The sequence below is a fragment of the Sporosarcina sp. USHLN248 genome, from assembly GCF_037144575.1.
Classification (GTDB): domain Bacteria; phylum Bacillota; class Bacilli; order Bacillales_A; family Planococcaceae; genus Sporosarcina; species Sporosarcina contaminans.
Window position 1 is genome coordinate 25204 of record NZ_JBBCZC010000037.1, and the last position, 10631, is coordinate 35834.

A 10631-nucleotide genomic window follows, 5' to 3' on the forward strand; every position below is an offset into this window, starting at 1 on the left:
TCCTTTCATCCTCGCTACCGGATTGGCACATATCCTGTCTTCTCGACAATTTCCTGACCTTCATCCGACAGCATCCACTCTATAAACGCTTCGACATGCGGATTGTCGGTTCCTGCCGTAACTGCATAAAATTCATTTGAAATTGGATATTCTCCTGACCGGATTGTGTCAACAGTCGGTTCAACACCGTTTACACCTAATAAGCGAATTTTATTGTTCGTAACCATTTGCGTTGAATAGTATCTGAACGTATAACCAATCGCATTTTTATGATTTTTATAATCGGAAACTTGATCGACAATCGTCCCCATAAGGGAAGCAATATCTTCAGTCGGCGGATCCATAATCGGCACAGAACCCATAAATTGCTGGAGTGCAGTTTGACTGCCGCTATTTTCAGGACGTTGGAATGCACGAATCGAATCATTTTTTCCGCCGACATCCTTCCAGTTCGTAATTTCTCCAGAATAAATCCCTTTAATTTCATCCTCCGTCAAGCTTTTCACAGGATTTTTCGCATGAACAAAAAAGACGAATGCCTCTTTCCCGATTGGGGTCAGCTTTAGTTCCTTACCGGCACGCTCCGCTTGCTCCAACTGCGCTTTCGATGGTCTCAAAACGAAAATGAGATCCGCCTTGCCGTTAAGCAAATTCGTATAAGCTTGGCCAGTCCGGTTTGACATCACTTCGCTATTGTACGGATCATACTCTTTTTCAGGGTAAACCGCTTGAGCAAATGCCGAGTAAATCGGATAAAGCGCAGTCGCACCGTCAATTACAGGCAAATCCTCTTCAATTTGAAAGGAAGCTGGTCGATCGAGCGAAACGGCTTTCGTCCTCTCTACGAATGGACTGTACTCATATAAATCGACAGAGCCGTCTCTAACAACCATTTTCGACCGGTCATAAACCCCCGGCACTGCAAAAATAAGTGAAATGAATAGAACGGCTGATGCTCCCATAATGAAAAACCTCTTAAATCGGTGCAAATCAAAATAAGCCATCACGACAAAAGCACCCAAAGATAAATATGCCGCACCGATTAACGGAATGAAAAATTCCAATCCACTAAAATAAAAAATCATCATCCCGAACCCGACGAAAGGCAAAAGCAATGCCATGATGATGAATACCATAAAGCCATTCCAGAAATTACGCATCTCATTTCCTCCCGCTTTGATGTATAAAACCATTATACAGCATGTTGGAAATATTTATTAATTCCATTAATATTGAACAACTCATTCGAAAGTAGTTGAACTATCAAAATTTAATCGTTATACTTGTCTGAAAGAAAGGAGATGAACTCATTTTGAATACTTTATCAATCACCGGTAAAAAAAGAGAGTCTTACCAAATTGAATTTGAACACTCTTTGCTTTGGGAAAGTGCTTTAGGAGTCGCAGCAATTACGAATATCCCTCTCTTAGATACTTTAGAGAAAGAAAAAGAATTTGAGAAAATCATAAGTGAAATGCCGGGAGAGTTAAAAAATGAACTAGATTACGTAGAGAAGAATAATACGTGGAAAAGCTTACTTCAGCTCTTGCATATGTTTAACGGTAGTACCTTAGAACAATTTACAGAGTTTATTCAACAATTATCAGCGGAAGAGTTATGCTACAATTGCTTGCCTTACATAGGAAATAAATTGCAGAAAATAAGAAGACAAGCATCCAAAGGCGATCTTCATGCAATGAATGCCTTACAAAAAGCTACTAAAGACAATCCTTTCTTCCCGAGTTATATTGAGTTTATTTTTCATGTGGATAAGCAGCAATTGAAAAAACATCTATGCGATGTGATCACATTATGGTACAACCTCGTTATTTTTCCACAGTCTGAGGAACTACTTGAAATCATTGAGCGAGATCTTTTAGAAAAAAGAACAATGGCAGTAAAAATGAATGCGGAGGAATTTGTTGCTTGGGCTACAAATGGCTCGGAGTACATTCCGGAGCCAGGTGTTTATCGAGTTCTATTCATACCTCAAATGACATATCGTCCTTGGACAATCGTTTCTGATATAGAGGGGACGAAAGTTTTTTATTATCCTATTCCGAATTATAATATTTACCCTAATGATCCATATCTCCCTGACTACTTGTTAATTCAAAAATTCAAGGCATTAGGAGATGAAGTCAGACTTCGAATGGTAAAGCTATTAGCCGAAGATGATTACACACTTAAGGAGATTTCTGAACAGCTCGACCTTGGTAAATCAACTGCCCATCATCATTTGAAAATATTGCGTGCTGCTTCCCTTGTCGGAATCAAAGCATCAAAATATACAATAAAGGAAAACTCCGTCACTTCCTTATCGAAAGAGCTACAGCTTTACTTAAAACAATGAGCAAAATTATGCATCGCAATCCTGTGTTGAAATGTAAAGGCTTTGTGTCTTTATGGATAGGAAGTGCAGTTTCCGAATTAGGCGGAGCCTTCGGAACGTTTTGCAACACAGTTTTAGTATACGATTTGACGGGCTCCAAAATGGCATTAGGAAGCATGTGGCTGCTCTATTATATTCCATCGATACTATTGCAGCTTATTAGCGGCCCTTTTATCGACAAATGGAGCAGAAAGTGGATTATGGTATTTTCTCAGTGGACGAGGGCGGCTGTCTTCCTCTTGCCTCTCGCAATTCTATCATTCGGTACAATTGAAATATGGCATATTTATCTATTACAAATCGTTATTGGGCTTATAACACCGCTTTATGTTCCTGCTAGTCAAGCCATCACGCCAACTATTGTCGAAAAGGATCAACTTCCTTCTGCAAATGCTTATCTTGATGGAACGACAAGGCTTATGCTTTTCTTAGCTCCTGTTTTAGGAGGCAGCTTTATTGAATTGATTGGCGTGCGCCCAACCTTGGCAACTGTCTGCATATTGTTAACGATGAGCGGCTTCACACTATTATTTGTGAGTGAGAAAAAATTAGAGCTAACGGTCCGGAAGACTTGGCTATCCCAGTTTCAAAATGGGATCCGATATTTCTTTCGACAACAAATTATTGTATGGCTCAGTTTCTTTCTCGCTGTTGTTCAATTTGGAGTTGGCGCCACTATGGTCATTACGCTCCCTTATATTACGGAAGTATTAAAAGGGGATTATCAAGAATATGGGATTTTCATGGCAAGTTTCCCTTGTGGCTATGTGATCGATCAATAATTATAGGCAAATTTTCAAAAATGGGCCGCAGAAAATTAATGTTAGGCTCTCTCGTCATTGGAGGAAGTACTTATATTGCCTTAGGACTTACGAAAATGCTTTCTTTTTCAATTTTCATCGAAATGACTGCAGGAATCGCAATGGCCATTTTCAGTATTCATAATTTATCAATCTGCCAACAGGTCATCCCAAATCAAATGATGGGGAAAGTATCATCCGTTCGACTTGCGATCATTCGGACATCTATGCTGCTTGGCATACTTGCAGGTGGAATCATTAGTGAATTATGGGGTGTACGTCCATTGTATCTCTTAGTTGGCTTTACAATCGTTTCGGTTTCCGTGGCAGGTATTTATATACCCTTTTTTAAATTTATTGACCATCCTATTAAAGTTGTTTTTGATCAAAATAATTTTTAAACTGATGTAGAACAGTCCCAAACTACCCTACATCAGTTTCATTTGTATCGTAGTTTTTATTTCTTTTAATTGATCCCGTACCTCTCTTTAAAATCTGGACTCAGCTCACTCCATACATCAAACTTATTCCCATCGACATCTATAAAAATAAAATTGTTTCCCTGATGTCCTCGATCTTCGATATTTCCGACCATCACTTCTTTTTCTTGTAAATAGGCATGCAGTTCTCGAAGTTTCTCGATTCCATCCACTTCAAACGTCATACAAAAATGCTCGAACCCTCGATGATTGAAAAAGTTAGCACGCTCTCCTGATTGCGCTTTGACTAAGAAAAAACTTTGGTTTGCCAAATCGATTATTGCTTTTTCATGATCGCTGTATTTTTCAACAGCCCCTATTATCTCTTGATACCATCTTGATGATTTCTGCGGATCCTCCACAGGGATATAGTTTGTCCCAACTCGTTGTATGAGTGCCCCCACTTCACATTCCCCCTTTTATTTGATTGAATTTTAATGTAGCAAACGGATTCTAAAAAGTAAATCTATTCTAACAGATGACAATTAGTGGAATAAAAAATGCCGGATAGACCTACTTTCTATCCGGCATCTCCCCATTATGCAGTTCCTAACGTAACGCCTAATTCCTTCAAATATTGTCTATACGCAATGCTCATCCGATCACAAACGAGAGATAGCTCCACTTGCAAATCAAGCGGCAGCTCTTCCGGTTTTTGATTTTCAACAACTGGCTTGTCCTGTGCAAAAATGTCATCTTGGAATTGGATAATCGCTTCATCTGAAAGCCCTGTTTCATAGTTGAAGGACAAAATGCCATAAGCTACCGAACGCTCCTCGTCAATTGGACGAACGGTCAATAAAATCGTCATGAGGGTATTATTTTCCTTATCCCTTTTCGTAAAGCTAACTGTGAACGGACGGTGGATTTCATACGTATAGTAAACATATTTCGGGATGCCTGAGCCATCTGGATCTGGTTGGAAGATGGCGATTTCATCAGAATAAATCCGGTCTCCTTCCTTATGTACCTTGTAATCCACTACTTCACGATGAGTTTCTGTACCTAGGGCTCCGACATGCACAACAGATAGGTGTCCGACATCAAGAAAGTTCTCAACAATCCGCGGTGGTTTTGCTACGACTTCTTGCGGACCCCAAATGACGTTATGATAGCTGTCATCCGCCATCGGTTTATAGTCGAAAAACGCGGGTTCATTCCCTGCAAAATTCACCCAGATGAAACCATATTTTTCAACGCAGCTATACGAGATTGCTTTCGCCTTTTTCGGGATTGCCCGTCCTTTAGGCAATTGTGGGATATGCACGCATGCACCTTGATCATCGTATTCCCATGCATGGTACGGGCATACGAGACAATCATTTTTCACCTCTCCTAAAGATAAAGCTGCCCCACGATGGATGCACAAATCTTTAAATGCATGTACGCCTTTGCTGTTGCGGAAAATCGCAAGCCGCTCTCCCATTAAAACGACTTGGATCGGTTTCTCTTTCACATCTTCTGAACGGCATGCAACGATCCAGTCCTCCAACAATACTGTATCTTCCATCATGATCCTATGTCCTCCCGTCTACTTTTTCATATGTTTAGTTTACTCACTATACAAGCCATTCGTCAACACAAAATACGAACGAATTTAATATAGTTGTAATTTATTGTTCGGTTTATATGTACAAAAAGACATTTTTACACTATAATTCAATTGAAAATAAGCCAAATAACGTGGAAGCGGGGAAAATAGTTTGGAGAAACATGAGGAGAACGGAATCATTATTGGCGTAAACGATAAAGTGCGTGCACCGAAAGCTTTCATCTTAGGATTGCAGCATGTACTTGCAATGGATCTTTACATAGCACCAATTATCATCGCAGGCTTGCTGTCCTTAACGCTGGAAAATACAGCGTTTTTTGTTCAAATGTGCTTTTTAGCGACAGGTATTGCAACGTTAATTCAAACAGGTGCTGGCATTAAAATGCCTGTCGTACAAGGTCCATCTTATGTGCCGATTGGTGCTATCGCTGCTATCGGAGGCAAATTGGGGCTTGGGGCCATTGCAGGGAGCTTGATACCCGGGGCGATTTTGATCGCTTTCATCGGCTATCCGTTAAAATGGTTTGCAAAGGCAGTGAGAAAAATAATTCCGCCTTTAGTCGGTGGGACAGTTATTATTATCGTTGGTATTGCACTTATGCCTGTCGGATTGAACAATATCTTTCTTGCGGAAGGAAATATCGGTGAAAACATTATCGTTGCCTCCGTTTCCGCAGCGATCGTCATCATCTGTATGTTGTTAGGACGCAGATTAGGAGGATTAGGCACGTTTTTTCGCCTCGTTTCAGTGTTGCTTGCCATTTTAGGCGGCATAATTACAGCAAGCTTCTTCGGCACAGTCGACTTTAATCCGGTAAAGGAAGCGGCATGGTTTTCATTGCCATCACTACTCCCTTTTGGAAAGCCGATATTTGACTTAGGCGCGATTATTTCTATGATTTTCGTCTATTTGATTATCTTAATTGAAACGACTGGTACTTGGTTTGTCGTTTCTTCCGTTACGGGAGAAGAGTTGGATGAAAAACGGCTGAATCGCGCTTCCGTCGGTGAAGGACTAGGCTGTTTCGCAGGCGCATTAGTCGGCAGCACGCCGATGACGGGCTATTCATCCAACGCGGGGCTGCTTGCCATTACAGGTGTAGCAAGCCGAACAGTTATTATGGTAAGTGGCGGCATTTTAGTCTGCCTTGGGCTCATTCCAAAACTATCAACCGCAATCACTTGCATCCCAGAGCCTGTCATTAACGGCATCTTTGGTATCGTATGCGTTGCAATCGTTACAAACGGCATGAAAGTTATCCAGCCAATTAAAATAGATGACCGCAATATGATGGTTATCGGCATTCCGATTTTATTAACAATCGCAGTAACCGTTCTACCGAAAGAAGTGCTCGCAACTGTACCAGATTGGGCGAACTATATTTTGTCTTCGGGCATTACAGTTGGCGCGTTGGCGACTGTGCTATTGAACCTGATCATTCCGCTTAACAAGGCGAAAGAGTAGATAGCTATTGTAAATAGGAAAACCGGCGAAAGGACAATGGATACCCCTTCGCCGGCTTTCGATATTCTTCGCGCGCGTACGTTATCTTTAGGTACTGAATCTCCCACTTTGAGTACGTTCTCGAAAGCGAGATTACTCTAAAATATCGCTTACCCGTCCAACTTGACCGTCTTCAAGCCGAACTTTAATGCCATGCGGATGGAAGCTCGAGTTCGTCAATAAATCCTTGACGACGCCTTCCGTCTTCACTCCTGTACGCTGGTCCTTTTTCAAAATGACAGCTACTTTCAATCCCGGCTTCACATCACTTCGATTACGTCCATCCATCTTTACGCTTCCTCTCTCTTTTGAAAAATACTTTGCACGACATGGGCTTGTCCTGTATGAAGCTGTCCCTCTTTACGGGTTACTTCTCCAACGTAAAAATGTTTGATGAAATAGCCATTAAACTTTTTCAAAATGTTAGCCGGATCCGCAAGCATTGCCGCATCACGCGGTCCGCCTGTACCATAACGAAGCTGCTCCTTCGTATATAATTCACTCACATAAAAGCCGCCTACTTTCAGCGACTGTTGAACGCCTGCCATCGTTCTTTCCATGACATCCGGCGGCAAATGGCCGAAAATGTGGACAATCGCATCCCACTGCTCCGATTTCCATTCCACATCCGCCAAATCATGCAGTTCGGTCTCCACGGTTACACCCTTTTCATTCGCCAGTTGCTGCGTCTTATCGAGCCCAGCTTGCGCGTAATCCCACGCTGTCACATCATGGCCAAGGGAAGATAGATAAACGGCGTTGCGTCCTTCCCCTTCTGCGATGCAAAGCACTTTTCCTTTCGGTAAGTCTTTCGCCGCTTCTACGACAAAAGCGTTCGGCTCTTTTCCATATACATATTCTTCTGCAGAAAACCGTTCATGCCAAGAATTTGTCATCCATCCTCAGTCCTTTGCATTTTTCCCCAGTGTATCATATTGAATCGATGACTTCGGAGATTCTATACCAACGGGACTCAGCCCCACACATTCAAAATTGTATTCAAATCATCTTCTTCGGGAATGTATTCTATTTGTGTATAACCGTTTGTCTTTGCCCGCTCATAGAGACTATGAATCAACTGTTGATCTTTTGCAAGAATCCATACATACGAAGAGTCGATCACAATAAGTGAACATTGACAATCACTTCCCATGTAATCTTCGAACACTTTTACTTCTACAATACTTTCTTTTGTAGGAAATGCTTTCAAATCAACAAAGATGAGATAGGAAGCTGTATTGGCAATATGGTCTAAGAATGATCGGCCATCCATAATTGTTTCCTGAAAAAGTGGCACAGTCAGTTCACCTTTTTCTACCTGATAGGACTCTACGAGATCGATGAACCAATACCAGGATGGATCCGCAATACTCCTCATAATGTCGTATAAAGGTTTACCATGTGCGTTTCTTATCCTAAAAGCCACTCCACGCATTTCTTCACCTCTTCTACAATCATGAAAATCATCTATCACAATTCTCTGTTTCACTCTTCCAATCCTCTAACTATAAGACAAAATCCAATAACATCGTATTTATTTTCAACAAAATCTCCTAACTATGAAATTTTTCTTAAGCCCAACCCGTTATACTAAATGAAACAACAAATGACATGCGCATGTCCGTTTCAGTTAGGAGGTCACCATGGAAGACGAACAGCGATGGGTCCAGCAAGTATTGGCTGGCGATAAACAAGCCTATGCACATATTATCAACAAATATAAAAATCAACTGTATGCGACGGTTTTGCGGATGACGAAAAATCCGCAAGATGCACAAGATCTCGTTCAAGATGCGTTCATCAAAGTGTACCGCAACCTTGATAAATATGATAGGAGTGGCTCATTTGCCGGCTGGCTCTATCGAGTCTCCATCAATCATTGCATGGATGAGTTTCGGAAAAAGCGGTTTGCGACAGTCCAAGTTGAAATCGATGACGAAATGTCCGTCAATCCGAACCATCCCGAGTTGGTGTTTTTGAAGAAAGAGAAAAGTCGGCAATTGGAACGGCTCATCGCCACTTTGCCTGAGGATGAACGGCTCATTATTCTTCTCCGTTATGTGAATGACATGAGTTACGATGAAATCGGCGAATTGATGGAAGTTCCTTTATCAACAGTACGCAATAAATTGCACCGTGCAAAGAAAAAGATGAGAGATACGGTGAAACGTGAAGGAGGATATTTTCATGAACTGTCCAACGGCGGATAAGCTATCACAATTTGTAGATCAGCTGCTACCTGAACAGGAAATGGATGAAATTAAAGGGCATGTGCAGTCATGTTCTTCTTGTGGAATAATTATCAATGCCTATCAGGAGGAACAGCACTTTATTAAAGAAACATTGCAGACCCCTACTCTGCCTGAGAATTTCACTGATCTTGTATTAGATCAGTTGGAGCCATATGGGAAGGCTTACAAACAAAGGCGTAAAGCACCTTGGAAAAAAGTGATGATCGTAGCAGCAGGCATCGTTATGGCGGTTGGCATCGGTGCAACTGTCAATCCTGCCTTCGCACAATTCATTGGCGGTCTATTCGCAACCGACCAAGTCGATGAAGGCTTGCAAATAGCGGCGGAGTCCGGACTGACGAAAAGGGTTGATCTTGAAGTCGAGGACCAAGGGCTGACGTTACGCGTGGAAGACGTTATTGCAGACTCTTCCAGAGTGTCGCTTTCTTATAAAGTATTGAATAAAGACGGCAAAACGCTAGATACAAATTTGAACATGGCAGACTCTAACAATGATATTATGGCCATTGATCAAAATGGAAACGTACTGGATGGTTTAGGCGTTGGTACAGGTTGGCGAAAAGGAAGCGATTATGGATTCGTTCAATTCTCATTGCGTGGTGAAGATAATTTAGAGCGGCTGACAATTCGTTTCAATCTTGTCGAACTAAATGGCGTAAAGGGCAACTGGCAATTAGATGTTCCTGTCGATTTGCATGAAAACCGCAAACTAACAAAAATGGCGGATTTGAAAGATGCAACCTCCATCCATCATGGTGTCCAAATCGATTTGAAGAAATTGCAGACAGCGCCTTCTTCAATGGAATTGTATTTCGAAACAGCTTATACAAAGGAAGAACAGAACAAGTTTAACGAAGCAAAACGCGAGTTCGAGGAAAAGTTCGGAAAAAGCAGCGTGGATAACCTAATATTTGGCAACAGTACCGAAATTAAATACCATATTGAAAACGCGGAAGGAAAAGTGATTTATTCAACAGCTGGCGATAAGAATTCAGATGCGGCAGGCATGCTGCAAGGTGAAGGCAAGGACCTGAGTACGTCGGGTGGCACCGGTTGGATCCATTCATTCGTTCCAAAAAATGAAGACCAACTTACCTTTGTACTGGATGGCGTCTATAAAAAGGATCTAACAGATTTCTCTGTAACAATGAAACCGAAAGACATCCAAAAGAATCCCGTAACTTTCGACTATAAAAGCTCACATTTAACAGTCAAAAGTGTGAAAAAGCCGTTATTCGGCGAGGATAAATCTGTCATCATTAAAATGGAAGGCGGTATGGACTCTCTTGACTCAGACTTCGGCAACTGGATTGCTGTTGATGGTAAAGGCAGAAGCTACCCTACAACCTTCAGTGGCTCAATCATGGACGAAAAGGATAAAAACGGCCGCCATATAGCAACAATGGATTTGCAACTGCACGGTTTAGAAGAAGTGCCAGAGGAATTGACATTACACCTTGTTTCAATGAGAAGCTATTATCCTGTTGAAGAACAATGGAGAGTTCCGTTGACTGGCGAATACTAAACAATATTGTATAGACGGGGCTGTCCAGAAAGTCAGTGAAAACTGATTTTCTGTGATAGTCCCTTTCTGGTTGGAGAATAAATGGGGAACCCCTGACAACCGTCGCTTTCCGTTCCAGGCGCACGCT

The 10631-nt window shown here is 41.7% G+C and carries 10 protein-coding genes and 1 pseudogene; 5 read left to right on the top strand and 6 right to left on the bottom strand.

The genetic code is table 11. The features are described from left to right. Positions 1-14: 14 nt before the first annotated feature. The gene (locus WFH04_RS14165; RefSeq protein WP_336824708.1) at positions 15-1160 is read right to left on the bottom strand and encodes a PstS family phosphate ABC transporter substrate-binding protein; all 1146 of its coding nucleotides are present in this window, start codon (positions 1158-1160) and stop codon (positions 15-17) included. A gap of 152 nt (positions 1161-1312) precedes the next feature. Between WFH04_RS14165 and WFH04_RS14170 the strand changes: the two genes are divergently transcribed. Both WFH04_RS14170 and WFH04_RS14175 read left to right on the top strand, forming a co-directional pair. Next, complete coding sequence (locus WFH04_RS14170; RefSeq protein WP_336824709.1) at positions 1313-2353, top strand: ArsR/SmtB family transcription factor; 1041 nt, start codon at positions 1313-1315, stop codon at positions 2351-2353. A gap of 8 nt (positions 2354-2361) precedes the next feature. Continuing rightward, positions 2362-3593, top strand: a pseudogene (locus WFH04_RS14175) (MFS transporter). Between the two features lie 65 nt (positions 3594-3658). On the opposite strand, the gene WFH04_RS14180 reads toward WFH04_RS14175, so the two are convergent. After that, on the bottom strand, positions 3659-4075 hold the full coding sequence (locus tag WFH04_RS14180; protein WP_336824710.1) for a VOC family protein: 417 nt from the start codon (positions 4073-4075) through the stop codon (positions 3659-3661). 134 nt (positions 4076-4209) lie between these two features. Then, positions 4210-5187 (bottom strand): aromatic ring-hydroxylating dioxygenase subunit alpha, encoded by a 978-nt coding sequence (locus WFH04_RS14185; protein ID WP_336824720.1) that lies wholly within the window; start codon positions 5185-5187, stop codon positions 4210-4212. Positions 5188-5374: 187 nt separating this feature from the next. Here WFH04_RS14185 and WFH04_RS14190 point away from each other — a divergent pair, with 187 nt between their 5' ends. Beyond that, positions 5375-6688, top strand: a complete 1314-nt coding sequence (locus WFH04_RS14190; RefSeq protein WP_336824711.1) for a uracil-xanthine permease family protein — start codon at positions 5375-5377, stop codon at positions 6686-6688. Positions 6689-6820: 132 nt separating this feature from the next. Here WFH04_RS14190 and WFH04_RS14195 read toward each other — a convergent pair whose 3' ends face one another. The 3 genes from WFH04_RS14195 to WFH04_RS14205 form a co-directional block, all read right to left on the bottom strand. Beyond that, positions 6821-7015 (bottom strand): YwbE family protein, encoded by a 195-nt coding sequence (locus WFH04_RS14195; RefSeq protein WP_336824712.1) that lies wholly within the window; start codon positions 7013-7015, stop codon positions 6821-6823. A gap of 2 nt (positions 7016-7017) precedes the next feature. Then, the gene (locus WFH04_RS14200) at positions 7018-7623 is read right to left on the bottom strand and encodes a methyltransferase domain-containing protein (protein ID WP_336824713.1); all 606 of its coding nucleotides are present in this window, start codon (positions 7621-7623) and stop codon (positions 7018-7020) included. A gap of 77 nt (positions 7624-7700) precedes the next feature. Then, positions 7701-8216, bottom strand: a complete 516-nt coding sequence (locus WFH04_RS14205) for a DUF2691 family protein (protein WP_336824714.1) — start codon at positions 8214-8216, stop codon at positions 7701-7703. Between the two features lie 154 nt (positions 8217-8370). On the opposite strand from WFH04_RS14205, the gene WFH04_RS14210 reads away from it, so the two are divergent. Next, entirely contained in the window at positions 8371-8937 is a 567-nt protein-coding gene (locus WFH04_RS14210; RefSeq protein ID WP_336824715.1) for an RNA polymerase sigma factor, read from the top strand. After that, positions 8915-10504 carry a DUF4179 domain-containing protein gene (locus tag WFH04_RS14215; RefSeq protein WP_336824716.1) on the top strand — a complete coding sequence of 530 codons (1590 nt, stop codon included), beginning with the start codon at positions 8915-8917 and terminating at the stop codon, positions 10502-10504. Before WFH04_RS14210 ends, WFH04_RS14215 begins: the two co-directional genes overlap by 23 nt. Positions 10505-10631: the final 127 nt, after the last annotated feature.